Raw genomic sequence first — 22,128 nt, forward strand, 5'->3', positions numbered from 1 at the left:
CCGCGCTTTTGCGAGTGCAGCCTTGAGACGTGGTTACTTCATTACCTCAATTGCGATGTAAATTGAAGCCAACAAGCGCGCGATCGCACGCGCACATTATGTGAGCAGCCGCTCGCCGTCGTGACCGGCGATCCTGAGTGCCTGCACATGACCCTGCACGCCGTCTGCAATCGCGACCGGCACGAAATGCTCGGTGCGCCCCTGAGTCGCGCTCTCGATCAGCACATGGCGGGTGGCTCCCACCTCCGACGCAAGCCTGCGGCGCAGCGCAGTCTCCCCGCTCGCCCGCAGACGCGCGGCGCGATCCTTGATGACACGGCCATTGACCTGCGGCATCCGCGCCGCCGGCGTACCGGGACGCGGCGAATATGGAAACACATGCAGGAAGGTAAGCCCGCATTCGTCGACAAGCGCCTGCGAGCGCGCAAACATCTCATCGGTCTCAGTCGGAAAGCCCGCGATGATATCCGCGCCGAAAGCGATGTCCGGCCGCAATCGCCGCACCTGCTCGCAGAACGCAATGGCATCGGCGCGCGTGTGCCGCCTTTTCATGCGCTTAAGAATGAGATCGTCACCGGCCTGCAATGACAGATGCAGATGCGGCATCAGCCGCTCGTCCGTTGCGATAACGTCGAGCAGATCGCGATCCGCCTCGATGGAATCGATCGACGAGATGCGCAGCCGCTTCACGTCCGGCACATGCTTCAGGATCTGCTTCGTCAGCGTCCCGAGTTTCGGAGCACCCGGCAGATCCGCGCCATAGCTCGTGAGATCGACGCCGGTCAGCACGACCTCGGCGTGCCCGGCCTCCGTCAACGCGCGGACCTGATCGACCACCACGCCCATGGCAACCGACCGCGAATTGCCGCGGCCGTAGGGGATGATGCAGAAGGTGCAGCGATGATCGCAGCCGTTCTGTACCTGCACGAACACGCGCGGCAATCCCGCCTGAAACCCGGCAACCAGATGCGGGGCCATTTCGGTGACCGCCATGATGTCCGAGACGGCGATTTTCTTGCCGCCACCCTCGAATGCCATGCGCGTATCGCGCCATGCCGCTGCGTGCATCTTGTCGTCGTTGCCCAGCACCCGGTCGACTTCGTCCATTTCCGCAAACATAGCGGTCTGGGTCTGCGCCGCGCAGCCGGTGACGACGATGCGCACGTCGGGCCGCTCCCGCCGGAGTTTGCGGATGGTTTGGCGCGCCTGCGCGACGGCCTCGTTGGTCACCGCACAGGTGTTGACGACGACGGTGTCCTGAAGTCCCGCGCTCTCCGCCTCGCGCCGCATCACCTCCGACTCGAATGCGTTCAGCCGGCAGCCGAAGGTGACGACATCGACTGCCATCTTTAAGCAACGTTGGCGAACAGCGCCGGATCGAAGCGGCCTTCAAACTCGAATGCGGCGGGGCCGGTCATCAGGACGTGATCGTCCTGCGCACGCCATTCGATGGTGAGTTCGCCGCCGGGCAGCGTCATGTGAACGGTGCGCCCGGTCCGCTTCAGCCGCGCCGCAGCCACCGCCGTTGCACAAGCCGCGGAGCCGCAGGCCTTGGTCAGGCCCGCGCCGCGCTCCCATGTCCGCATCACGATATGATCGCGATCGACAATGTGCGCGAGGGTGATGTTGGCGCGATCCGGAAAGATCGGGTGATTTTCGAGCAGCGGTCCGAACCGTTCGAGGTCGTAGGCATGGATATCCTCGACCCAGAAGATTGCGTGTGGATTGCCCATGCTGACCACCGACGGCGAATGCAGGATCGGCGCGTCGATCGGCCCGATCTGCAATTCGATGTAGCGCGTATCGCGGAATTCCTCGGCCAGCGGAATGTCCTGCCAGCCGAACTTCGGCACACCCATGTCGACGGTATAAAGATCGGGCGACGGACCCTGCCAGCAATTCAACAAGCCCGCGCGGGTCTCGAAGGTCAGCGCGTTCTTGCCGGTTTCCTCGAACACCTGCCGCGCGACGCAGCGCATGCCGTTGCCGCAGGCCGCGGCTTCCGAGCCGTCATTGTTGTAAATGCGGATGAAAGCGCTGGTGCCCTGAACGCGCGGCGCATGCAGCACCATCAACTGGTCGTAGGGCACGCCCGCGGGTGACGCGACGGCCCGCGCCTCATCGGGGGTAATGGTCGCGGCAGAATCGCGCAGATCGACAACGACGATCTCGTTGCCGATGCCGTTCATCTTGGCAAAGCTATGGTTGGCGAGCGTGCTCATGATCCCCCGCTATATGGCGAATGACAGGCGACTTGACCAGAGCATCGGTGCTGCCTCGCGATTGCCCAGTTTGGAACGCATGCCAGTTCCGAGCGGTTCGTGGTAACCTGTGTCCGCTTCGCCGCCGGACAACATTTACCCCGCTGACGCTTCGGAGACCATGAATGACGAATACCCGCGTAACCGTTTTGGTCGCCATGGCGCTGGTCGTCGCGGCAGCAGTCTGGTTCAAGCTGCCGATGGGGTCGGTTACGGGTCCGGTCCAGTCACCCCCGTCCAACACCGCGGCCACGGCGGTCCCTCCGGCGTCCCCGGCTCCAGCGCCGTCGGCTGCACCGGCAGCGCCTGAGACAACAGTTCCGGCCGCGCCTGCCCCGCCCGCCTCAACGGCACCCCCGGCATCTCCGCCGGCAGCAGACACTCCGCCGACGACTGCGCAAACACCCGCCGCGCCGGCAACGCCTCCGCCTCCCGCGGCAGAGGCTCCCGCGGCCCCCGCCGTGCCGAATGTGAAAACTGCCGATCCTTTCGGCGAGCAGCAGACTTTGACCGCGAAGAAAGTCGTGATCCTGCGAGGCAGCGCGACCTGGGACAATGCGTTCGAGACGCTGGTCGGGTCCCTGAAAACGCTATCGGGCTTTTTGGACAAACAGGGCATCAAGCCCGGGGGATCGTCCCTGATCGTATACACCTCGACCGACGATGCGGGCTTCACCTATCAGGCCGAAATTCCGGTCGAACAGGATCCGAAGAACCTCGCCAAGGGCATGAGCATCGGCACGTCGCCCGAGGGCCCGACGCTGAAATTTGTCCATCGTGGTTCGTACGACAACATGGACAATACCTATGAGGCGATCACCAACCACCTCGACGAAAAGAAACTGGAGGCCAAGGACACGTTCATCGAGGAGTACGTCACCGATCCATTGACGACGACGGAAGACAACCTCGTCATCAACGTCTACGTCCCGCTCAAGTAAAACTTGCCGCTCAAATAAAAAACTGGAGTTTCATAAATGCGTGCCCGCACCGTTATCGCCGCGATCGCCATCGCCACCATGGCATCGTCCGCGTTCGGACAGTCCCTGCCGCCGACGGTCTCAGTCACCGGCGAAGCATCGATCACCGTGCCGCCCGATCTGGCGCAGATCGACAGCGGAGTGACCACCGAAGCCAAGACCGCGCGCGAGGCTTCTGAGGCGAACAACAAGGCGATGGGCGGCGTCCTGCAGGCGCTGAAAAACGCTGGCATCGCCGAAAAGGACATTCAAACCTCGCGCCTGTCGCTGTCGCCGCAGAGCACACCGGGCCGCAATCCCAACGCGCCATTCCAGATCACCGGTTATCGCGCCAGCAATCGCGTCACCGTGACCATTCGCGACATCGCCAAGGTCGCGGACACTATCGACGTGCTGGTGGGCTCAGGCGCCAACGAGATCAGCGGCATCAGCTTCATGGTGTCGAAGGCGTCGAAACTGCTGGACGACGCGCGCTCCGAAGCCATCGCGGATGCACGGCGCAAGGCTGAAATCTATGCAAAGGCCGCCAACATCTCACTCGGCGCGCCGATCAGCATCTCGGAAGAAACCGCGCCTGGCCCGGTGCCGTATCGCAAGATGGCGGCAGATATAGCCGCGTCCGCGCCAGTGGCGCAGGGCCAGGAAACGCTGCGTGTCTCGGTGAGCGTGTCTTACGAGCTCAAACCGAAAGCCCAGTAAAACCGGCTAAATCTCGAACACCTGACCGGGCTTGAGCGCGACAAACCTGTCGCGCGCAACGCCGGCTGCATCGAGCGCCGTCGCCAGATCATTGACCGGCGCGTCGATGGCCTCGTCCGTGAGCTGAAACGTGCCATGATGATGCGCCAGCGCCATCTCGGCTCCGCAATCGGCGAGCGCTTTCACGGCATCCTCGGGGTTCATGTGCTGATCGCGCATGAACCAGCGCGGCTCATAGGCGCCGATCGGCAGGATCGCCGCGCGCAGCGGCCCGTGCGCGTCGCGAACGCGGCGAAAGTGCGTGCCGGTGCCGTAGCCGGAGTCGCCGACGAGGTAGAGTTTCCCGGCCGGTGTCTCCAGCACGAAACTCGCCCACAGCGCCTTGTTGCGATCGAACAGTCCGCGCGCCGTCCAGTGGCGTGTCGCCACCAGGGTGACAACGACACCGTTACCGATCTCAACCCGCTCGTTCCAGTCGAACGCTTCGGCGCGGATGGCGCTGTCGTTCGACATCATTGTCACATCGTTGCCTAGCGGCGTGATCACACGCGGCGAGAATTTCGCAGCGAGCCGTGACAAGGTTCGCGCATCGAGATGATCATAATGTCCGTGCGACACCAGCACCACGTCGATCGGCGGCAGCTTGTCGAAATCGATGCCGGGATCGTTGACCCGTTTGGGACCCGCGAACGCGACCGGCGATGCGCGCTCCGACCACACCGGATCGACCAGAATGTTGAGGCCTGCGGTCTGGATCAGCCAGCTGGCGTGGCCGACATAGGAGAACCGCACCTTGCTGCCGTTGACCTGCTGCGGCGGCGTATCGGCATAGGGCGACGGAGCGCGTTCCGGCCATTTTGCCGCCTGCTTGGTGATCTGCCAGCGCAGCACCTCCCAGAGCTTTTTCGGCGGCGAGCCGTCGGGGTCGAAGAAATAGGTTCCGTCGAAATGATCGGAGGGCGGGCCGGCATAGGTTTTCATGCGGGAAATCCAGACGGACGGGAGGCCCACCGCGACCGCGGCACCGGCAAGCAGGCCAAAAAGGCGACGACGGTTGACGTTCATGGGGTCCAAAAGGCCGGAAATGGCCTGCCGGGCAACAGTTAGGTTCCCGGAAGGCACAGTGCAACCCGCCCCAGAATCAGCATTTTTCGGTCTTTTCTTGACTTTTCGGCCTTTGGGCGGTTTAACCCCGGCACTTCTCGGAAAGACTTTCTTTTCGACCCGCCGCCCGGCACGGGATGCCGGAGGCCAACGCCCGACAGCGCTGTGCGCCCTCGGGCGCCGTCGTGTTTGGAATTTCATCTCCTTCGGGAGCAACAGGTAAGGCCGCGATGTTCGACAATCTGTCGGAACGACTTGGAGGCATACTCGACCGGTTGACGGGGCGCGGCGCGCTCTCGGAGGCCGATGTCGATGCCGCCATGCGCGAAATCCGCCGCGCCCTGCTTGAGGCCGACGTCGCGCTCGAAGTGGTTCGCTCCTTTACCGAGCGGGTGCGCGAGCAGGCCATCGGCGCCACCGTCGTCAAGTCGGTGACGCCGGGCCAGATGGTCGTGAAAATCGTTCACGACGAACTGGTCGCAACCCTCGGTTCCGAAGACCAGCTCATCGACCTCAATGCGCCCGCGCCCGTCGCAATCATGATGGTCGGCCTGCAGGGCTCCGGCAAAACCACCACCACCGCGAAGCTGGCTCGCCGATTTACCCAGCGCGACAAGAAAAAAGTTTTGATGGCGTCGCTCGACGTCTATCGCCCCGCCGCGCAGGAACAACTCGCCGTGCTCGGCCGCGATCTGTCTATCGAGACGCTGCCCATCGTTGCGGGCCAGAAGCCGGTGCAGATCGCGCAGCGCGCGCTGCAGGCCGGCAAGCTCGGCGGCTACGACATCGTGCTGCTCGACACCGCGGGCCGCACCACCCTCGACGAAGAGATGATGACGGAAGCCGCGGAGGTGAAAGCCGCCGCGAAACCGCATGAAATCCTGCTCGTCGCCGATTCTCTCACTGGTCAGGACGCCGTCAATCTGGCGCGCGCATTCGACCAGCGTGTCGGACTCACGGGCATTGCGCTGACCCGCGTCGACGGCGACGGACGCGGCGGCGCTGCGCTTTCGATGCGCGCCGTCACCGGCAAGCCGATCAAGCTGATCGGCACCGGCGAAAAGACCGACGCGCTGGAAGACTTCTATCCCTCGCGTATCGCGGGCCGCATTCTCGGCATGGGCGACGTCGTCTCGCTCGTGGAAAAAGCCGCGGCGCATATCGACGCCGAGAAGGCCGCGCGTGTCGCCGAGAAGATGCGCAAGGGCAAGTTCGACCTTGCCGACCTGCGCGACCAATTGCAGCAGATGCAGACCATGGGCGGCCTCGGCGGCCTGATGGGCATGATGCCCGGCATCGCCAAGATGAAGAACCAGATCGCCGCCGCGAACCTCGACGACAAGGTCGTGAAGCGTCAGATGGCGGTGATCGATTCCATGACGCGCGAAGAGCGCAAAAATCCCGACATCCTCAAGGCCAGCCGCAAGAAGCGCATTGCCGCCGGCGCGGGCCTCAAGGTCGAGGAAGTCAACAAGCTGCTCAAGATGCACCGGAACATGGCCGACATGATGAAGGCCATGGGTCAGGGCAAGCGCGGCCCGCTCGCGGGCATGGCGCAGGCGATGGGCTTTGGCGGCAACGGAATGCCGTCAGCCGACGCGATGAAGGAATTGGCTGCGAAGATGCCGGGCGGAATTCCGCAAGGCGTGCCATCGCTGCCGAAAGATTTTCCAAATCTTCCAGGATCAGGCCTGCCGGGTCTTGGAAAACCAACACTGCCGGGCCTCGGCGGATTTCCGGGGATCGGCAAGAAGAAATAGCCGAACAGTTTTCACGACATTCAAACACACCAACGGAGAAATAAATGTCAGTCGTTATCCGCCTCGCACGCGCAGGCACCAAGAAGCGTCCGGTCTATCACGTCGTCGTCGCCGACTCGCGCTTTCCGCGCGATGGCCGCTTCATCGAGCGTCTCGGCCACTTCAACCCGCTGCTGCCGAAGGACAACGAGACCCGCCTGAAGCTCGACATGGACAAGGTCAAGGCCTGGCTCGCCAAGGGCGCGCAGCCGTCGGACCGCGTGATGCGCTTCCTCGACGCCGCCGGCGTGAAGAAGCGTGAGCCGCGCAAGAACCCCGAGAAGGCCGTGCCGCGCAAGGAGCGCAAGGCCAACGCTGAAGCCGCCGCCAAGGCATAAGCGTTCTCATGACAAAAGCAGCGCAAATCTGCGTTGCAAGAATCGGCGCCGCGCACGGTGTGCGCGGCGAGGTGCGGCTGTGGCCGTTCACCGAAGATCCGATGGCGGTGATCGATTACGGGCCGCTCTCGACCAAAGACGGCGTGCGTCAGTTTGAAGTGGTGCGCGCCCGGATTGCCAAGGATCATCTGGTTGCAGTGCTCAAGGGCATCACGACCCGCGAAGATGCCGAGCGCATCAATGGCCTTGAGCTTTATATTTCCCGCGACAAGCTGCCCGAGACGGACGAAGGCGAATACTATCACGCCGACCTGATCGGACTGCGCGCGCTCGATCCGGCAGGCACCGCGATCGGCAAGGTGCTCGCGATCCATAATTTCGGCGCAGGCGACATCATCGAAATCGCGCCGCCGCAAGGGCCGACATTGCTGCTGCCGTTTACCGATGCGGTGGTACCGACGGTGGATCTCGCCGGCGGCCATGTGGTGATCGTGATGCCGCAAGAGATTGAAGGCGATTCTCCGTCCGACGCGGACATCTGAACCGGGATACCCGACCATGTGGCGCGCCACCGTGCTCACGCTGTTTCCGGAAATGTTTCCCGGCCCGCTCGGCGTCAGCCTTGCGGGCAAGGCGCTGGCATCGGGCGTGTGGGCACTGGAGGCCCGCGACATTCGCGACGCCGCCACCGACAAGCATCGCAGCGTCGATGACACCCCGGCCGGGGGCGGCCCCGGCATGGTGCTGCGCGCCGATGTGCTGGCAGCGGCGATCGATGCCGCCCAGATTGCCCCCGAACGCCCGCGCCTGCTGATGAGCCCCCGCGGCACCCCCCTGACCCAGAAAAAGGTCATGGAACTCGCTTCCGGGCCCGGCCCGCTGATCGTCTGCGGGCGCTTCGAGGGGATTGATCAGCGGGTCATCGAGGCCCGTGGGCTCGAGGAAATCTCTCTGGGGGATTATGTCCTCTCCGGGGGAGAAATCGCCGCCCTGGCCCTGATAGACGCCTGCGTGCGCCTTCTGCCGGGGGTGATGGGGAAGCTAAGCTCAGGAACCGACGAGAGTTTCTCGGACGGACTACTGGAATACCCCCAATATACCCGGCCGCAGGAATTTGAGGGCCGGACCATCCCGGACGTGCTGGTGTCCGGCGATCACGCCAAGGTCGAGACCTGGCGGCGGGCGCAGGCCGAAGCCCTGACCCGAACCCGGCGGCCGGACCTCTGGGCGACCAAGACCGTTCAAACGGCCACTCAAAACATCGCACCCGGCGGACGAAAAGACACGACAAAAGGGTGACAACCGGACGGCTTTGGCGTATAGCACCGGCCAATCCGTGCAGATGCTGGATACGAATTTCCGCGCAGCCCCTTCCGGGCGCGCCGCCGATGGAGTTTTGCGATGAACATCATTCAGGAGCTCGACAAGGAGCAGCTTGAAAAGCTTTCCGCCGGAAAGACGATTCCGGATTTCGGACCGGGTGACACCGTGATCGTCAACGTCAAGGTTGTCGAAGGCGAGCGTTCGCGCGTGCAGGCCTATGAAGGCGTCTGCATCGGCCGCAACGGCGGCGGCATTCACGAGAGCTTCACCGTCCGCAAGATTTCGTACGGCGAAGGCGTGGAGCGCGTGTTCCCGATCTACTCGCCGATGATCGACTCGATCAAGCTCGTGCGCCGCGGCAAGGTGCGTCGCGCCAAGCTGTATTACCTGCGCGGTCTGCGCGGCAAGTCGGCGCGCATTGTCGAGAAGCAGGACAACCGTCAGGCTGCTTCGGGCGAGTAATCGCGCAACTTTCGATGATTTAAAAAAGCGCGGTGCATCACCGCGCTTTTTATTTTCGGTAACGGAGCCGGCCGCGCCTACTTCTGCGTCAGCGGCCCGTTCATGATCCAGCGATGGCCGAACGGATCGCGCAGGATCGCGGTTCGCGTGCCCCAGAACGAATAGGTCGGTGTCACCTCGCCTTTCGCACCGAGCTTGGTGGCGCGCGAGAAGACTTCGTCGACTTCGTCGGCGGTCGCGAATTCGAGACTGACCGACATCGTCACCGGCTCGCCGGGCAGCGGCATCCGCGCAGTGCCGAATTCGGGAAACGCGTCGGACAGGAACAGCGCGCCGCCGTTGATCTCGAGTTCGCAGTGCAGGATGCGCAGGCCGTCCATCGCAGGCATCAGCGCTTTCTGCTTGGCATCGAACGCCGCAGTGTAAAAAGCGATCGCTCCGGCGGCAGGTGAGACGGTGAGATAGGGTGCTACCGGCGGGCGTGCGGTCATTGTGCGATCCTGCATAGGCTATTATGTGGTCAGGATACTTTCCCCTGTCCTGTTAAGCGAGTAAAAAGGGCGGAGGCGATTACCAGCGGCCCCAAAGGCCTGCAAACACCAATTCGGACAACCCAAAATGGCCAAAGCGACCACTCTCTACGACAAGATCTGGAATGACCATCTGGTTGATGAGCAGCCCGACGGCACCTGTCTGCTCTACATCGACCGCCATCTTGTCCACGAGGTCACGTCGCCGCAGGCGTTTGAAGGATTGCGCAATACCGGCCGCAAGGTTCGCGCGCCGCAGAAGACGCTGGCCGTGGTCGATCACAACGTTCCGACCACCGATCGCTCGAAGCCCAATCCCGATCCGGAAAGCGCCGAACAGATCGCGACGCTCGCCGAGAACGCGCGTGAATTCGGCGTCGAATATTTCAACGAATACGACAAGCGTCAGGGCATCGTGCACGTGATCGGTCCGGAGCAGGGCTTCACGCTGCCCGGCACCACCATCGTTTGCGGCGACAGCCACACCTCGACGCATGGCGCGTTCGGCGCGCTGGCGCATGGCATCGGCACGTCCGAGGTCGAGCATGTGCTCGCCACCCAGACGCTGATCCAGAAGAAGGCGAAGAACATGCGCGCCACCGTCGACGGCAAGCTGCCGGACGGCGTGACCGCAAAGGACATCATCCTTGCCATTATCGGCGAGATCGGCACCGCGGGCGGCACCGGTTACGTGCTGGAATACGCCGGCGACGCGATCCGCTCGCTGTCGATGGAAGGCCGCATGACGGTCTGCAACATGTCGATCGAAGGCGGCGCGCGCGCCGGCCTCATCGCGCCCGACGAAAAGGCTTACGAATTCCTCAAGGGCCGTCCGATGGCGCCGACCGGCGCTGCATGGGAAGCCGGGCTTCGCTACTGGGATACGCTGCGCACCGATGAGGGCGCACACTTCGATCACGAGATTCGTCTCGACGCGGCCAAGCTGCCGCCGATCGTGACCTGGGGCACCTCGCCTGAGGACGTCGTGTCGATTTCAGGCTTTGTGCCGGATCCTGCCAAGATCGAGGACGAAGCCAAGCGTTTGTCCAAGCAGCGCGCGCTCGATTACATGGGGCTGAAGCCCGGCACCAAGATCACCGACATCAAGCTCGACCGCATCTTCATCGGCTCATGCACCAACGGACGCATCGAGGATCTGCGCGCCGCCGCGAAGGTCGTCGCCGGTCATACCGTCAACGGCAACCTCAACGCGATGATCGTGCCGGGCTCGGGCCTTGTGAAGGAGCAGGCCGAAGCCGAAGGTCTCGACAAGATCTTCATCAAGGCCGGTTTTGAGTGGCGTGAGCCAGGCTGCTCGATGTGCCTTGCGATGAACCCCGACAAGCTTGCACCGGAAGAGCGCTGCGCCTCGACCTCGAACCGCAACTTCGAAGGCCGCCAAGGCTTCAAGGGCCGCACCCATCTGGTGTCGCCCGCGATGGCCGCGGCCGCTGCGATCGCCGGACACTTCGTCGATATCCGCGAATGGCATTCGACCTGAACCGTTCGCATCGCTATCGACCGGTCAAATAAAAACAGGCGCTCTTTCGAGCGCCTGTTTTGTTTTGCTGGCACCGGATTTACCAGCCGAAGCCGATGCTGAGGCCCGGTCCATAGAAACGGGGACCGCCATAGCCGTATCCATAGCCGCCGTACGGATAGCCGTAGCCGTAAGGCCGGTAATAGGCCGGCCGATAATAATAGGGGCGATAGTACGGACGATAGCCGTAACCATAGCTGTAATACGGCCTGTAGTAGGGCCGGTAATATGGTCGATAGTACGGTCTGTAGTAACGCGGGCCGTAATAGCCATAGCGCCGATAATAGCGGCGGCGCGCGCTGACATCCGTCGGCTGGGCTTCCGCCGGACGCGCGTCACGCGATGCCGTTGTGGCCGGTGATGCGGCGCTCGCAGGCGCAAGCGACATCCAGCCGGCAATCGAAAGAGCAGCGGCAACCGCCGCGGCTCCCACAAGCTTTCTCATTGCAGTTCCTCCTCCAATCGTTGCTCGACACGTTCAAGATAACGCGCATCACCGATTTACGTTCATCCATCCGCCAATGGCCTGCGTTGGCCCTGCGATCCAGACAGGGCCGTAGCGGTGGCCCTGTCTAATTAAGGATGACGTCGAGTTTGGAGCAAGATCATGACGCGCGGATTTGATCAATTCCGGTCAAACCGCATGGTGATCGAAGCTTTAACTTAATACCAGTGATGGCGACGATGATGCCGCCAGCCATGGTGATGGTGCCAGCCGTGATGGCGGCGCCAACCGTGGTGACGATGCCAGCGGTGGTGATGATGCCGGCGCCAATGAACTTGCGTGGTCATGGGCTCGGATGCCTGCCTGGCGGATGAACTCGCAGCCGGATTCATCAGCGACAGCGCCTGCGCGCCGCCCGCGGGCACCGCAACCGCAAGCAGCCCGGCGACGGCTGCGAGACCAAAAATCGTTCTGACATTCATCTTCATGAACTCTCTCTCCTCGTGAGCTGGAACGAATTCCGGCGCGTGTTTCTGACCGAAGTTCGTTTGCATCAGGCTAGGAAGGAGGATGTGAATGCGTGCTGAATGTCTGCGCCGCATTGATGAACAGATTTGCTCACGGCATCGCGCCGCAGGCGACGATGACAATTGGTATCGATGGATTGTGTGCCACGGTATTCGCCGCCGACGATCGGCGCATTCAGAAAAAACTGAACCGCTCGCCGAAAGTCAGCCGCTCCAATAGCAGTTCATGCGCGGCACGATCACCGTTCCGCTCGGGCGATACTCCTGCTCGTAGTGCGCATTGCAGACGCGCTTGGAGTTCGGACCGGGATAGCTTGAGCCGCGATAAATCCGGATGCGGCGCGGCGTGCGGCGAATGACCTCACGGCTCTGCGCGGAAAATTCCTCGGCGGTCAGCCCATGATGGACAGCCGTCGAAGCAGATTGAGCATGCGCCATACCCGGCAACGCCCAAACAATCAGGCCTGCAAAGAGGCCCATCAGAATGGCCGAAATCCCTGCCCGCGTCATGAAGCGCCGTCCCGTATCCATAAGTTCAATCGATGGGCGGCAACGTCTCCGATTGAGGCGCGCCCGTCAACACCATGAACGCGCAAATTGAGGGGGTTTCAGCGTCATGCCACTCCTTTCAATCGCTTTTGAAGCGCTCTTCGAAACCCTTGGCCCCGGTGGACAAGCCCTTTAAACAGGAGCGATGTGGCCGACTGCAAAATCCCCCACCCTTGAAGACATGGAAGCGATCGCGCATGACGCCTTCGCGCGGCTGCCAAAACACTTTCGCGATCTCTGCGAGGGATTGATTATCCAGATCGATGACTTCCCAACGGAGGACGTTCTCAAGGAGATGGGGGCCGAGAGCGAATTCGATCTGCTCGGTCTCTTCCAGGGGGTCGGGCTGCCATTTCGCTCAAGCGGCGATATTGCGCCCATGCCGAACATGATCTGGCTCTACCGCCGTCCCATCCTCGATTACTGGGCCGAACACGATGAAACTCTGGGTCATGTGGTGACGCATGTTCTGGTGCATGAAATCGGCCACCATTTCGGCCTCTCAGATGACGACATGGAAGCGATCGAGGCGGCCGTCACCTGATACGCGACGCAGGCTTTCGATCTTGCGAGGCCGTGGCTCGTGCCAGCGGCTCGCGTTCGCAGATACCGCCCCGGATCACCGCAGCCGACGTGCAGTCCCGCGCCGTGGCGAACACGCAGACGGGCCTGTCGCTGCCGAAATCGCGTATGCACCACATCTCCGCACAAGCGCCGCCCAGGGGCATCAGCAAGACCATCATTCCCGCCAGAAAGGCCAGCTTTAGCAGGTGGCCGCAGCGCATGGCGTTCATGATGTATCCTCCCTCAGCGCATAGCCTTGACGGCGATGATGGTATATTTAGAACAGCTCAAATTGCATCCGGTTCACGGGAACATCATGGACAAGTTTACGACACTCGAAGGCGTCGCGGCGCCCCTGAAGATCATCAACGTCGATACCGACATGATCATCCCGAAGCAGTATCTCAAGACCATCAAGCGCACCGGTCTCGGCAAGGGCCTGTTCTCCGAGCAGCGCTACAAGGACGACGGCAGCGAGAACCCCGATTTCGTGCTCAACAAACCGTCCTACCGCAAGGCGAAGATCCTGGTGGCTGGCGACAACTTCGGCTGCGGCTCGAGCCGCGAGCACGCGCCATGGGCGCTCGGCGATTTCGGCATCCGCTGCATCATCTCGACTTCGTTCGGCGACATTTTCTACAACAACTGCTTCAAGAACGGCATCCTGCCGATCCGCGTCAGCCACGAAGAACTCGACAAGCTGTTCGACGACGCCGACCGCGGCTCCAACGCCACGCTGACGGTCGATCTTGAGAGCCAAGAAATCCGCGGCCCCGACGGCGGCACGATCAAGTTCGAGATCGATCCCTTCCGCAAGCACTGCATGCTGAACGGGCTCGACGACATCGGCCTGACCATGGAAAAGGGCAAGTCGATCGACATGTTCGAGGCGAAGGAAAAGGCCGAGCGCCCGTGGCTGTAATTCAAAACGAATTGATGGACTAAGTCATGGCCGGGCGTGTCCCGGCCATCTACGTTTGGGCTTCTCGGACAGGTAAGACGTGGATGCCCGGGACAAGCCCGGGCATGACGATCTCAATGTTCCTGACTTCAGCTCGCCTTCAGCGCTGCAATCGCATCCGCAATCGCAATGGTGCGCTTGGCCATCTCGACGTGCAGACGCTCGACCATCTGGCCATCAAGCTGAACCACGCCCTTGTTCGCGTTCTCCGGCAGATCGAACACACCCATGATCCTGCGCGCGCGGGCAATCTCTTCCGCCGGCGGTGTGTAGGCGGCATTGGCGGCATCGATCTGGCCGGGATGGATCAGCGTCTTTCCGTCGAAGCCCATGTCGCGGCCCTGCGCGCACTCCTTCGCGAAACCAGCCACGTCGCTGATGTCGTTGTAGGGACCGTCGAGAATCTCAAGGCCATAGGCCCGCGCCGCGAGAATGCAATGCGCGAACAGCGGCAGCATGGCGGCGCGGCCCGGCAGCATCCGCATCCGCGTCTCACGCGCGATGTCGTTCGGTCCCATGACAAATCCGGCGAGACGCTTGTCGCCGTCACGCGCGGTTGAGGCAATCTCTTGCGCCGACAGAACGCCAAGCGGGGACTCGATCATCGCCCACAGCACGATGCCGGGATCGGCCTTGAGCGTGCGAAGGCGCTCCTCCAGTCTCTTGATGTCGGCCGGACGGGAAATCTTCGGGACCAGAATTCCGTCAGGCCTGGCATGAGCAGCCATGGTCAGATCGTCTTCCCACCATGGCGACTCGAGATTGTTGATGCGGATAATGATCTCACGCTTGCCGAAGCCTCCCGCGGCGACAGCTTGCGCGATCTGATCGCGCGCCATCGGTTTGGCGTCGGGCGCCACCGAGTCCTCAAGGTCGAGGATGACCCCATCGCAGGGAAGGTTCCGCGCCTTGTCGAGCGCCCGGGCATTCGAGCCGGGCATGAACAGAACACTGCGGCGCGGGTGGATCATGGTCTGGTTTCCATTGGGGAAGCACCCTGAGTAGCATTTCCGTCCCGCGCCCGAAAGGCTTGTTCGGATTGCTCTCCTAGGTTAGCCACCAGTGTCCTGAATCCGCAGTTGGTCTCGCGGCACACGCCACGGCGAACTCTGGATTTCAAAAAGGGCGCTGGAAAATGATGATGCCAGCTTGGTCCGTAGGTCCACAGACCGGGCGGACCGAGAAAACGTTGCGGACTAGCGAACCAACCTGAGACGATTTTGCGAGGCTCCCATGTCACCGTTTCCCGAACACCTGCTCGCCGGATACCAGACCTTTGTCACCCAGCGCCTGCCCACCGAACAGTCGCGCTACCGTGAATTGTCGCAAAAGGGGCAATCCCCCGAGGTGATGGTGGTCGGCTGTTGCGATTCCCGCGTTTCGCCGGAGGTGATTTTCGATGCCGGACCGGGCGAACTGTTCGTCGTTCGCAACGTCGCCAATCTCGTGCCCGTGTTCCAGCCTGACGGCAACGCCCACGGCGTCTCGGCCGCGCTGGAATATGCCAATCAGGTCCTGAAGATAAAGCACATCGTCGTGCTGGGGCATGCGCAGTGCGGCGGCATTCGCGCTTTTGTCGATGACAGCGCGCCGCTGTCCCCCGGCGACTTCATCGGCAAATGGATGTCGATGTTCGTCAAGCCAGGCGAGACGGTCTCGCAGCGCGACCACGAAACGATGCAGCAATTCGTCACGAGGATTGAAAAGGCGGCGATTCTGCGCAGCCTGGAAAACCTGATGACATTTCCGTTCGTCAAGAACCGCGTCGAGAGCGGCGAGTTGCAGCTTCACGGCGCCTATTTCGGCGTCGCGGAAGGCTCGCTTTCCATCGTCGACCAGAGCACGAACGAATTCAGCCGCGTCTATCACAGCGCGCTGGTGTCCTGAGCCGGGCACAGGCCGGCTTAATGGCCGGCCTTGTCCGACGCCCCGTGATCGCCGAGCCTGTCCGACCACACGATCAGCAGCGTCGAGACGACAAACACGAGATGGATTCCGGCGAGCCAGGCGAGCTTCTGGGCGTCGAATGCCACATCGATATTCATGAACGCCTTGAGCACCTGAATCGCCGAGATCGCCACGATCGAGGCCAGCAGCTTCTGCTTCAGCCCGGCGAAGTCGACCTTGGTCATCCATTCCGGCCAGTCGGGATGGCCGCGCGGATCGATCCGCGAGACGAAATTCTCGTAGCCAGAGAACACCACGATCAGAACCAGATTGCCGGTCAGCGATACATCGATCAGCGACAGCACGCCGAGAATGATGTCGGATTCCTTTGCCAGGGCGGCGTGAGCGATAAACTCGACCAGCAGCGCAACGAATTTAAACAGTAGCACGAGGAGACTGATGACGAGGCCGAGATAGAACGGCGCCATCAGCCAGCGGCTGTTGAACAGCAGGGATTCGAATGCGTGCTCCGCACGCTTCAGCTTTGGATTTGGCCGGTATTCCGCAGGGGAGGGCCGGTGCTCAGATGGCTCGCTTGTCATCCTGATTCCCGGCCCCGTTTTTCTGCTCACATCAGGCGGCTCAGGCCGCCTTCTTTTTCGGCTGCAACAGCTTGCGGTTGACCAGACATTCCGCGATCTGAACGGCGTTCAGCGCGGCGCCCTTGCGCAGGTTGTCGGAGACGCACCACAGCACGAGGCCGTTCTCCACCGTCGCGTCCTCGCGGATGCGGCTGATGTAGGTGGCGTCCTCGCCGGCGGATTCGTACGGCGTGACGTAGCCGCCCGGCTCGCGCTTGTCGATCACGAGACAGCCCGGCGCAGTACGCAGGATGTTGCGTGCTTCATCAGCGGAGATCGGATTCTCGAACTCGATGTTCACAGCTTCCGAATGGCCGACGAACACCGGCACGCGCACGCATGTTGCGGTGAGCTTGATTTTGGGATCAAGAATCTTCTTGGTCTCCGCCATCATCTTCCACTCTTCCTTCGTGTAGCCATCCTCCATGAACACATCGATCTGGGGGATGACGTTGAAGGCGATCCGCTTCGGGAATTTGTTATTGACCAGTTCGTCGTTGGTGTAGACGGCCTTGGTCTGCGAGAACAGTTCGTCCATCGCGTCCTTGCCCGCGCCCGACACCGACTGGTAGGTCGAGACAACGACGCGCTTGATCTTCGCCGCATCGTGCAGCGGCTTCAGAGCGACAACGAGCTGGGCAGTCGAGCAGTTCGGATTCGCGATGATGCCCTTCTTGCGGAAATCGTTGACCGCATCCGCATTCACTTCCGGCACGATCAGCGGAACGTCCGGATCCATCCGCCATGTTGACGAATTGTCGATCACGACAGCGCCCGCGGCTGCGATCTTCGGCGACCATTCCTTGGACACCGCGCCGCCGGCCGACATGAGGCAGATATCGACATCGCTAAAATCGTAATGTTCGAGCGCTTTGCATTTCAGGGTGCGGTCGCCATAGGACACTTCGACGCCCATGCTGCGGCGGGAGGCCAAAGCGACCACCTCGTCAGCGGGAAAACTGCGTTCGTCCAAGATGTTGAGCATCTCCCGGCCCACATTGCCGGTCGCTCCAACTAGCGCAACCTTGTAACCCATCGTTGACTCTCCGAAGAAAAATGCCTCGCCCTCGCTGTCTGTAGAAAGGGAAGAGGCAGCGCTTCTATGCGAAAAACGGCCCAAATACAACGCAGAAGCAACTGCGGGGGCAGGTGACGTCAAGTGGCAGGACGGTCTTCGCGACCATGACCACGGCGGAAGCTCGTTCCCGTTATCACAACGGAACAGAACGTCCGCCGAGTCAGATATGAGCCCGATCCTGCTGGACCAGCCCCTGCCGAACATGTCTGGAATTCACCCGGCGCTGCGCAGCTTTGCGGACGAATGCAGCGCGGTCGCGGTGCGTATCCTGGCCTATCTCTGCGGCCTGGCGGTGCTGGCGGTCCTTGCAGTGGATCTGTTGTCCACCGAGCCGGGCGCGGCCGAGGCTGGCCTTCCTGTGCTTCCAAGCTGGACGCAGGCCAGCAGGCCGCATCCGGCTTTTGCCATCAGCAAGCTGGATTTGTCTGACAGAACAGATGCTTATGAGATTTTGCGACATCCCGAAGGCGGCCGCAAGGACATCCTGCGCTGGGCCGCCCATGCCGGCGAAGCGCCCACGGCAGAAATCGAGATTTACCGCCCCGGCGGCGAACTGGACGCGTTTGCGGCGGCTGATGCCGATGTCGCAGTCCGGATGGCCGGAGGACGGGCCGCCGAGGTCGAACCTGCCGGCTTCGTGGACACCAAATTCGGCCGCCTCGCCCTGCTCCGATTCAGCGGGGCCGCCGTGCCTGCCAGGCAGAACTGCCTGGGCTTTGTGAAAACCTTTTCCAGCCCAAGCGTCAGGGTGAGCGGATGGTCCTGTCAGGCCGATTCGCTGGCCGCGCAGCGGGCATTTCTCGGCTGCACGCTGAACCGGCTGACCCTGCTGTCGGCGGGGAACGATCCGAAGATGGCCGAACTGTTCGCGCGCGCCGAACTGAAACGCGACACCTGCAACACAATGACGACCACTGCTTCCGCAAACTGGATCGTCTCCGGCGACGCTCCTCAATTACGCGGCCCGCTCACACAGGATTGAGACGATCAATCGGAAACATTGCCTCTCAGGAATTTTGAAATGTCCTTCGATCACAACCATATCTCGACCTTCGGCACCTACGCCGGGAAGATGGTACGCTATTCCTTCTACGCGGTCGGGACTATCGTACTGGCCCTCATCGGCATGGTCGTTATCCGCGTCACAAGCTTTTTCGATCAGCCATCCCGAGTGAGCACCAAGGCATCGTTCCAGATCAATTCGCCCGAACTCACGAGGCTGTCACCGACAGCCAACTCGGCGCGATTTAACGCGGGCTGGCAGGAAATCCTGCAATACGGCCAGGTTTACGATCGCAACACCGACTTCACGCTGGTTGTGAACATGCCGGCCCATCCGGACACGCCGGTGGTCCGCGACTATTCCTATGAAATGTCGAGCCTCCGGCCGCTGCTGCGCACGGCCTATATCGGCTCCAGCACCTACTACGATCTTCAGACGCGCTTCGGCGCGGTCCGCGCCGCGAATTTCCAGATCAACTCGGACGGCCAGATCAAGCTCTGCGTGTCCTATCTCAGCCGCTTCGACACCACCGCCGTGTATCTCAAGGGCTGGTACTGCGAAGCCAGCGGCGCGCGTCCGAACTTCCACACCCTGGCCTGCATGATCGACAAGATCACACTGAAGGGTGTGCTTCCGACCGCCGCCGCGCAAACCTTCTTCGAGGAAGGAATGAAGCGTTCGACCCGTTGCAGTGCCGAGCCGGTCTCGCAAACCACCGACACCCGCCCGGCGCGCCCGCCCCGCCGGCTCTGAAGGCTGGAATCGCGCCTTTCCCGCCCTATCTCTCAAGGGAGTGACGATCCTCCGGCAAGTGTGGCCCATTCGTCCTTGTGGGGGAGCAATGGAAACGGGTATGGTGCGACGCAATTGGGAATGTGACGAGGATTCAATGGCTTTGAAGTACCCGGGCGCCAAAACACTGGCGATTTTGCTGGCCACGGCCGCGATCGCGACCGCCGGACTCGGCGTTAGTGCCGCCGATGCCCAGACCCGGAAGCGCGTCGTGGTGGAAGACCCGACCTATGACGGCGCACCGCGCAGAGCGGAGAACCGCGTCTATCAGCGCGGCCGGACCCGCGTTTACGTGACGCGCCGCTCGTGGCTGGATGCCGGTACCGAGGTGGTGCCCGGCGAGCGCAAGTTCACCGACTACGCCTTCCCGCCCGGCTACTCCTACGGCCAGCAGATCGACCGGCTCTACACCAGCCGCCGCCCGCTCGGCGACCAGTGGGACACCGGCACACCGTTCCCGTTCCCGCTCTACTGATTTCCGGTACCTTGCCCAACCAAAATGCCCGGCCTGAGCCGGGCATTTTTATGCGGATTTGCATAAGGCAAAGTGGTGACGAACCTCGTCCGAAAGGGCGGGACTGTGGCAGGGCGTTTTGCGGCCAATCGGGAGAACCGCCCCCCGCGGATGCGCTTTTGCACTTTGCGTCCGCCAGACCCCGGTCTAGAGTTCCGGCATATTTTAACGTTTGCCGGACTTTGATTTTCGAGGCCGCCTTGCGCATGCGACGCTTGCTTCTCGTATGGACTTTCCTGACAGCCGCGCTGACACCGGCGCTTGCCGAGAAGCGCGTCGCACTGGTGATCGGCAATTCCGACTATCAGAACGTCGCGCCGCTCACGAATCCCTCCAACGACGCCGCCGCCATCGCGGCCATCCTGACGAAAGCCGGTTTCGACACCGTCGATGCGAAATCGAATCTGTCGGGCATCGAAATGAAGCGCACGCTACGCGAGTTCGGCAACAAGGTCCGCGATGCGGATGTGGCGGTGATCTACTATGCGGGCCATGGCATCGAGCTTGAGGGCACGAACTATCTGATCCCCGTCGATGCGAAACTCGAAATCGATACGGATGTTCTCGACGAAGCGTTTCCGCTCGACCGTTTCATCGTCGCGGCCGATCCGGCAAAGCACCTTCGCCTCGTCATTCTCGATGCCTGCCGCGACAACCCGTTCAACAAGACGATGAAGCGCACCATCGGCTCGCGCGCGGTCAACCGCGGACTTGCGAAAGTGGAGCCGGCCAATCCGAACACACTGATCGCGTTCGCCGCGAAGGCCGGTTCGACCGCTTCCGACGGCGAAGGCAAGAACAGTCCGTTTGCAACCGCCCTGGTGAAACATCTCGTCAAACCGGGGCTCGACCTGCGCAAGGCATTCGGCTTCGTGCGCGACGATGTGCTGAAAGTGACGAACAACAAGCAGGAGCCGTTTGTCTATGGCTCGCTCGGCGGCAATGATGTTTCGCTCGTGCCTGCCGTAGCTGCGGCGCCACCTGTGTCGGCGCAGCAAATGGATCCTAACTCATCCCTGCGCCGCGATTACGAGCTTGCAGAGCGGGTCGGCACGCGCGAGGCATGGGACTACTTCATCGCGACCTACCCGGACAGTTTCTACGCCAAACTGGCGCAGGCCCAGCGCAACAAGCTCGCCGCCGAGGAAGCACGCCTCGCCGCGACCGAGAAGGCCAAGACCGCGCAGGAAGAACAAACACGCCTTGCGATAGAAGGCGCGAAGAAAGCCGAACAGGACAAGGCCGCAGAACTTGCCCGCAAGGCCGAGCAGCAGCGCGTCGCGGCTGAACTCGCGAAGAAGGCAGAGGAAGCCAAACTGGCCGAAGCGGAGAAGGCCAAGGCTGCGGCGCTTGCAAAGGCAGAGGAACGGGCGCGTGCCGCCGCCGATAAAAAAGCTGCCGAAGATGCCAGGGTGGCCGACGCTGCGCGCCTTGCCGCTGAAAAGAAAGCCGCTGAACGGAAGACCACCGAACAGAAAGCCAGCGACGACAAGCCGATCGGACCTGTCGCCGCGCTGACGCCAGATCAATCCGCACCGAAGCCGGATGCGCCGGTGATTGTCGCCGACGTTCCAAAGCAATTGCAGATCGAACTGAAGCGCGCCGGGTGCTACGCTGGCGCAACCGACGGCAACTGGACCGCAGCGGCGCAAAAATCGCTCGACCTGTTCAACAAGAACGCCAAGACGAAATTCGACATCAAACTCGCCAACGCCGATGCACTCGACGCGGTGAAAGCGAAGCAGGGCCGCGTCTGTCCTCTGGTCTGCGAATGGGGCTACAAGGCCGACGGCGACAAGTGCAGCAAGATCACCTGCCGCGCCGGCTATGAGGTCGGCGACGACAACACCTGCGAAAAGATCGAGGTGAAGAAGAAACCGGAACCTGTGGCGAAACGTGATGAACCGGTACGCGGAGAAAAGCCGGAAAAAACGGCGCAGAAACCTGCGCTGAACCGGGAGGCGCTCTATGCTCGTTGCAGCGCAAGAATGCCACCGATCATCAATGGATCCGCATCAGCAATGTCAATGCAGACCCAATATGCAGCGTTTGAGGCATGCATCGCGAGCGGCGGACGCTAAGAGCGCAAACCACGATCCGGAAACTTGCGACCAATCGGCCCGCAGAGTTC

At 62.0% G+C, this 22,128-nt stretch carries 26 protein-coding genes; 15 read left to right on the forward strand and 11 right to left on the reverse strand.

Annotated features, from left to right (window positions below; all coding sequences use genetic code 11):
- Positions 1–96: 96 nt before the first annotated feature.
- Positions 97–1,347 carry a tRNA (N(6)-L-threonylcarbamoyladenosine(37)-C(2))-methylthiotransferase MtaB gene (gene mtaB, locus ACP7AL_RS04875; protein WP_425989451.1) on the reverse strand — a complete coding sequence of 417 codons (1,251 nt, stop codon included), beginning with the start codon at positions 1,345–1,347 and terminating at the stop codon, positions 97–99.
- Between the two features lie 2 nt (positions 1,348–1,349).
- Positions 1,350–2,222 (reverse strand): diaminopimelate epimerase, encoded by an 873-nt coding sequence (dapF, locus tag ACP7AL_RS04880; protein ID WP_425989453.1) that lies wholly within the window; start codon positions 2,220–2,222, stop codon positions 1,350–1,352.
- A gap of 164 nt (positions 2,223–2,386) precedes the next feature.
- Between dapF and ACP7AL_RS04885 the strand changes: the two genes are divergently transcribed.
- Both ACP7AL_RS04885 and ACP7AL_RS04890 read left to right on the forward strand, forming a co-directional pair.
- Positions 2,387–3,202: a GyrI-like domain-containing protein gene (locus ACP7AL_RS04885; protein WP_425989455.1), complete on the forward strand. Its 816-nt coding sequence runs from the start codon at positions 2,387–2,389 to the stop codon at positions 3,200–3,202.
- Between the two features lie 36 nt (positions 3,203–3,238).
- Positions 3,239–3,940 (forward strand): SIMPL domain-containing protein, encoded by a 702-nt coding sequence (locus tag ACP7AL_RS04890; protein ID WP_425989456.1) that lies wholly within the window; start codon positions 3,239–3,241, stop codon positions 3,938–3,940.
- Positions 3,941–3,946: 6 nt separating this feature from the next.
- Here the strand turns inward: ACP7AL_RS04890 and ACP7AL_RS04895 are convergent, their stop codons facing one another.
- Positions 3,947–5,005, reverse strand: coding sequence for an MBL fold metallo-hydrolase (locus ACP7AL_RS04895; RefSeq protein ID WP_425989458.1), 1,059 nt, complete (start codon positions 5,003–5,005; stop codon positions 3,947–3,949).
- 269 nt (positions 5,006–5,274) lie between these two features.
- On the opposite strand from ACP7AL_RS04895, the gene ffh reads away from it, so the two are divergent.
- The 5 genes from ffh (at position 5,275) to rplS (ending at position 8,966) form a co-directional block, all read left to right on the forward strand.
- The gene (gene ffh, locus ACP7AL_RS04900; RefSeq protein WP_425989460.1) at positions 5,275–6,804 is read left to right on the forward strand and encodes a signal recognition particle protein; all 1,530 of its coding nucleotides are present in this window, start codon (positions 5,275–5,277) and stop codon (positions 6,802–6,804) included.
- Positions 6,805–6,848: 44 nt separating this feature from the next.
- On the forward strand, positions 6,849–7,181 hold the full coding sequence (rpsP, locus tag ACP7AL_RS04905) for a 30S ribosomal protein S16 (RefSeq protein WP_006023486.1): 333 nt from the start codon (positions 6,849–6,851) through the stop codon (positions 7,179–7,181).
- Positions 7,182–7,189: 8 nt separating this feature from the next.
- Positions 7,190–7,723, forward strand: a complete 534-nt coding sequence (rimM, locus tag ACP7AL_RS04910; protein ID WP_006023485.1) for a ribosome maturation factor RimM — start codon at positions 7,190–7,192, stop codon at positions 7,721–7,723.
- A 16-nt stretch (positions 7,724–7,739) separates the two neighbouring features.
- Complete coding sequence (trmD, locus tag ACP7AL_RS04915) at positions 7,740–8,480, forward strand: tRNA (guanosine(37)-N1)-methyltransferase TrmD (protein ID WP_425989463.1); 741 nt, start codon at positions 7,740–7,742, stop codon at positions 8,478–8,480.
- Between the two features lie 102 nt (positions 8,481–8,582).
- The gene (gene rplS, locus ACP7AL_RS04920) at positions 8,583–8,966 is read left to right on the forward strand and encodes a 50S ribosomal protein L19 (protein WP_006023483.1); all 384 of its coding nucleotides are present in this window, start codon (positions 8,583–8,585) and stop codon (positions 8,964–8,966) included.
- Between the two features lie 77 nt (positions 8,967–9,043).
- On the opposite strand, the gene ACP7AL_RS04925 is transcribed toward rplS, so the two are convergent.
- Positions 9,044–9,457, reverse strand: a complete 414-nt coding sequence (locus ACP7AL_RS04925; protein ID WP_006023482.1) for a VOC family protein — start codon at positions 9,455–9,457, stop codon at positions 9,044–9,046.
- A gap of 127 nt (positions 9,458–9,584) precedes the next feature.
- Between ACP7AL_RS04925 and leuC the strand changes: the two genes are divergently transcribed.
- Positions 9,585–10,997, forward strand: a complete 1,413-nt coding sequence (leuC, locus tag ACP7AL_RS04930) for a 3-isopropylmalate dehydratase large subunit (RefSeq protein ID WP_006023481.1) — start codon at positions 9,585–9,587, stop codon at positions 10,995–10,997.
- Positions 10,998–11,076: 79 nt separating this feature from the next.
- On the opposite strand, the gene ACP7AL_RS04935 is transcribed toward leuC, so the two are convergent.
- From ACP7AL_RS04935 to ACP7AL_RS04945, 3 genes are all read right to left on the reverse strand, one after another.
- Complete coding sequence (locus ACP7AL_RS04935) at positions 11,077–11,481, reverse strand: hypothetical protein (protein ID WP_425989466.1); 405 nt, start codon at positions 11,479–11,481, stop codon at positions 11,077–11,079.
- A gap of 218 nt (positions 11,482–11,699) precedes the next feature.
- Positions 11,700–11,969 carry a hypothetical protein gene (locus tag ACP7AL_RS04940; RefSeq protein ID WP_425989467.1) on the reverse strand — a complete coding sequence of 90 codons (270 nt, stop codon included), beginning with the start codon at positions 11,967–11,969 and terminating at the stop codon, positions 11,700–11,702.
- Positions 11,970–12,212: 243 nt separating this feature from the next.
- On the reverse strand, positions 12,213–12,539 hold the full coding sequence (locus tag ACP7AL_RS04945) for a hypothetical protein (RefSeq protein WP_425989469.1): 327 nt from the start codon (positions 12,537–12,539) through the stop codon (positions 12,213–12,215).
- A gap of 163 nt (positions 12,540–12,702) precedes the next feature.
- Between ACP7AL_RS04945 and ACP7AL_RS04950 the strand changes: the two genes are divergently transcribed.
- Positions 12,703–13,101 carry a metallopeptidase family protein gene (locus ACP7AL_RS04950; RefSeq protein ID WP_024921160.1) on the forward strand — a complete coding sequence of 133 codons (399 nt, stop codon included), beginning with the start codon at positions 12,703–12,705 and terminating at the stop codon, positions 13,099–13,101.
- Here ACP7AL_RS04950 and ACP7AL_RS04955 read toward each other — a convergent pair.
- Complete coding sequence (locus ACP7AL_RS04955; protein ID WP_425989470.1) at positions 13,094–13,351, reverse strand: hypothetical protein; 258 nt, start codon at positions 13,349–13,351, stop codon at positions 13,094–13,096. The two genes, ACP7AL_RS04950 and ACP7AL_RS04955, sit on opposite strands and share 8 nt — an antisense overlap.
- Before the next feature lie 86 nt (positions 13,352–13,437).
- On the opposite strand from ACP7AL_RS04955, the gene leuD reads away from it, so the two are divergent.
- Entirely contained in the window at positions 13,438–14,043 is a 606-nt protein-coding gene (gene leuD, locus ACP7AL_RS04960) for a 3-isopropylmalate dehydratase small subunit (RefSeq protein ID WP_425989472.1), read from the forward strand.
- 128 nt (positions 14,044–14,171) lie between these two features.
- Here the strand turns inward: leuD and ACP7AL_RS04965 are convergent, their stop codons facing one another.
- Entirely contained in the window at positions 14,172–15,053 is an 882-nt protein-coding gene (locus ACP7AL_RS04965) for an HpcH/HpaI aldolase/citrate lyase family protein (RefSeq protein ID WP_425989474.1), read from the reverse strand.
- A 262-nt stretch (positions 15,054–15,315) separates the two neighbouring features.
- Between ACP7AL_RS04965 and ACP7AL_RS04970 the strand changes: the two genes are divergently transcribed.
- Complete coding sequence (locus ACP7AL_RS04970; protein WP_006023473.1) at positions 15,316–15,969, forward strand: carbonic anhydrase; 654 nt, start codon at positions 15,316–15,318, stop codon at positions 15,967–15,969.
- Positions 15,970–15,986: 17 nt separating this feature from the next.
- Here ACP7AL_RS04970 and ACP7AL_RS04975 read toward each other — a convergent pair whose 3' ends face one another.
- A complete protein-coding gene (locus ACP7AL_RS04975; RefSeq protein ID WP_425989476.1) occupies positions 15,987–16,571 on the reverse strand; it encodes a TIGR00645 family protein in 585 nt (194 codons plus the stop codon).
- 40 nt (positions 16,572–16,611) lie between these two features.
- Positions 16,612–17,646: an aspartate-semialdehyde dehydrogenase gene (locus ACP7AL_RS04980; protein ID WP_425989478.1), complete on the reverse strand. Its 1,035-nt coding sequence runs from the start codon at positions 17,644–17,646 to the stop codon at positions 16,612–16,614.
- 208 nt (positions 17,647–17,854) lie between these two features.
- Here ACP7AL_RS04980 and ACP7AL_RS04985 point away from each other — a divergent pair, with 208 nt between their 5' ends.
- The 4 genes from ACP7AL_RS04985 (at position 17,855) to ACP7AL_RS05000 (ending at position 22,078) form a co-directional block, all read left to right on the forward strand.
- On the forward strand, positions 17,855–18,670 hold the full coding sequence (locus tag ACP7AL_RS04985; protein ID WP_425989480.1) for a hypothetical protein: 816 nt from the start codon (positions 17,855–17,857) through the stop codon (positions 18,668–18,670).
- 39 nt (positions 18,671–18,709) lie between these two features.
- Complete coding sequence (locus ACP7AL_RS04990) at positions 18,710–19,444, forward strand: hypothetical protein (protein WP_425989482.1); 735 nt, start codon at positions 18,710–18,712, stop codon at positions 19,442–19,444.
- A gap of 136 nt (positions 19,445–19,580) precedes the next feature.
- A complete protein-coding gene (locus ACP7AL_RS04995) occupies positions 19,581–19,958 on the forward strand; it encodes a hypothetical protein (protein WP_006023468.1) in 378 nt (125 codons plus the stop codon).
- 245 nt (positions 19,959–20,203) lie between these two features.
- The gene (locus ACP7AL_RS05000; RefSeq protein WP_425989485.1) at positions 20,204–22,078 is read left to right on the forward strand and encodes a caspase family protein; all 1,875 of its coding nucleotides are present in this window, start codon (positions 20,204–20,206) and stop codon (positions 22,076–22,078) included.
- Positions 22,079–22,128: the final 50 nt, after the last annotated feature.

This window comes from Afipia sp. DC4300-2b1 (assembly GCF_049895725.1).
GTDB lineage: Bacteria > Pseudomonadota > Alphaproteobacteria > Rhizobiales > Xanthobacteraceae > Afipia > Afipia broomeae.

What these genes read in the sequence shown, in the direction of transcription:
- ACP7AL_RS04970 (WP_006023473.1), top strand. Translation starts at nt 15,316, where the DNA reads ATGTCACCGTTTCCCGAACACCTGCTCGCCGGATACCAGACCTTTGTC.
- ACP7AL_RS04890 (WP_425989456.1), top strand. Translation starts at nt 3,239, where the DNA reads ATGCGTGCCCGCACCGTTATCGCCGCGATCGCCATCGCCACCATGGCA.
- dapF (WP_425989453.1), bottom strand. Translation starts at nt 2,222, where the DNA reads ATGAGCACGCTCGCCAACCATAGCTTTGCCAAGATGAACGGCATCGGC.
- ACP7AL_RS04925 (WP_006023482.1), bottom strand. Translation starts at nt 9,457, where the DNA reads ATGACCGCACGCCCGCCGGTAGCACCCTATCTCACCGTCTCACCTGCC.
- rpsP (WP_006023486.1), top strand. Translation starts at nt 6,849, where the DNA reads ATGTCAGTCGTTATCCGCCTCGCACGCGCAGGCACCAAGAAGCGTCCG.
- ACP7AL_RS04945 (WP_425989469.1), bottom strand. Translation starts at nt 12,539, where the DNA reads ATGGATACGGGACGGCGCTTCATGACGCGGGCAGGGATTTCGGCCATT.
- rplS (WP_006023483.1), top strand. Translation starts at nt 8,583, where the DNA reads ATGAACATCATTCAGGAGCTCGACAAGGAGCAGCTTGAAAAGCTTTCC.
- ACP7AL_RS04885 (WP_425989455.1), top strand. Translation starts at nt 2,387, where the DNA reads ATGACGAATACCCGCGTAACCGTTTTGGTCGCCATGGCGCTGGTCGTC.
- ACP7AL_RS04975 (WP_425989476.1), bottom strand. Translation starts at nt 16,571, where the DNA reads ATGACAAGCGAGCCATCTGAGCACCGGCCCTCCCCTGCGGAATACCGG.
- ACP7AL_RS04950 (WP_024921160.1), top strand. Translation starts at nt 12,703, where the DNA reads ATGTGGCCGACTGCAAAATCCCCCACCCTTGAAGACATGGAAGCGATC.
- ACP7AL_RS04935 (WP_425989466.1), bottom strand. Translation starts at nt 11,481, where the DNA reads ATGAGAAAGCTTGTGGGAGCCGCGGCGGTTGCCGCTGCTCTTTCGATT.
- ACP7AL_RS04990 (WP_425989482.1), top strand. Translation starts at nt 18,710, where the DNA reads ATGTCCTTCGATCACAACCATATCTCGACCTTCGGCACCTACGCCGGG.
- leuC (WP_006023481.1), top strand. Translation starts at nt 9,585, where the DNA reads ATGGCCAAAGCGACCACTCTCTACGACAAGATCTGGAATGACCATCTG.
- ffh (WP_425989460.1), top strand. Translation starts at nt 5,275, where the DNA reads ATGTTCGACAATCTGTCGGAACGACTTGGAGGCATACTCGACCGGTTG.
- mtaB (WP_425989451.1), bottom strand. Translation starts at nt 1,347, where the DNA reads ATGGCAGTCGATGTCGTCACCTTCGGCTGCCGGCTGAACGCATTCGAG.
- ACP7AL_RS04895 (WP_425989458.1), bottom strand. Translation starts at nt 5,005, where the DNA reads ATGAACGTCAACCGTCGTCGCCTTTTTGGCCTGCTTGCCGGTGCCGCG.
- leuD (WP_425989472.1), top strand. Translation starts at nt 13,438, where the DNA reads ATGGACAAGTTTACGACACTCGAAGGCGTCGCGGCGCCCCTGAAGATC.
- trmD (WP_425989463.1), top strand. Translation starts at nt 7,740, where the DNA reads ATGTGGCGCGCCACCGTGCTCACGCTGTTTCCGGAAATGTTTCCCGGC.
- ACP7AL_RS04995 (WP_006023468.1), top strand. Translation starts at nt 19,581, where the DNA reads ATGGCTTTGAAGTACCCGGGCGCCAAAACACTGGCGATTTTGCTGGCC.
- rimM (WP_006023485.1), top strand. Translation starts at nt 7,190, where the DNA reads ATGACAAAAGCAGCGCAAATCTGCGTTGCAAGAATCGGCGCCGCGCAC.
- ACP7AL_RS04980 (WP_425989478.1), bottom strand. Translation starts at nt 17,646, where the DNA reads ATGGGTTACAAGGTTGCGCTAGTTGGAGCGACCGGCAATGTGGGCCGG.
- ACP7AL_RS05000 (WP_425989485.1), top strand. Translation starts at nt 20,204, where the DNA reads ATGCGACGCTTGCTTCTCGTATGGACTTTCCTGACAGCCGCGCTGACA.
- ACP7AL_RS04965 (WP_425989474.1), bottom strand. Translation starts at nt 15,053, where the DNA reads ATGATCCACCCGCGCCGCAGTGTTCTGTTCATGCCCGGCTCGAATGCC.
- ACP7AL_RS04955 (WP_425989470.1), bottom strand. Translation starts at nt 13,351, where the DNA reads ATGAACGCCATGCGCTGCGGCCACCTGCTAAAGCTGGCCTTTCTGGCG.
- ACP7AL_RS04985 (WP_425989480.1), top strand. Translation starts at nt 17,855, where the DNA reads ATGAGCCCGATCCTGCTGGACCAGCCCCTGCCGAACATGTCTGGAATT.
- ACP7AL_RS04940 (WP_425989467.1), bottom strand. Translation starts at nt 11,969, where the DNA reads ATGAAGATGAATGTCAGAACGATTTTTGGTCTCGCAGCCGTCGCCGGG.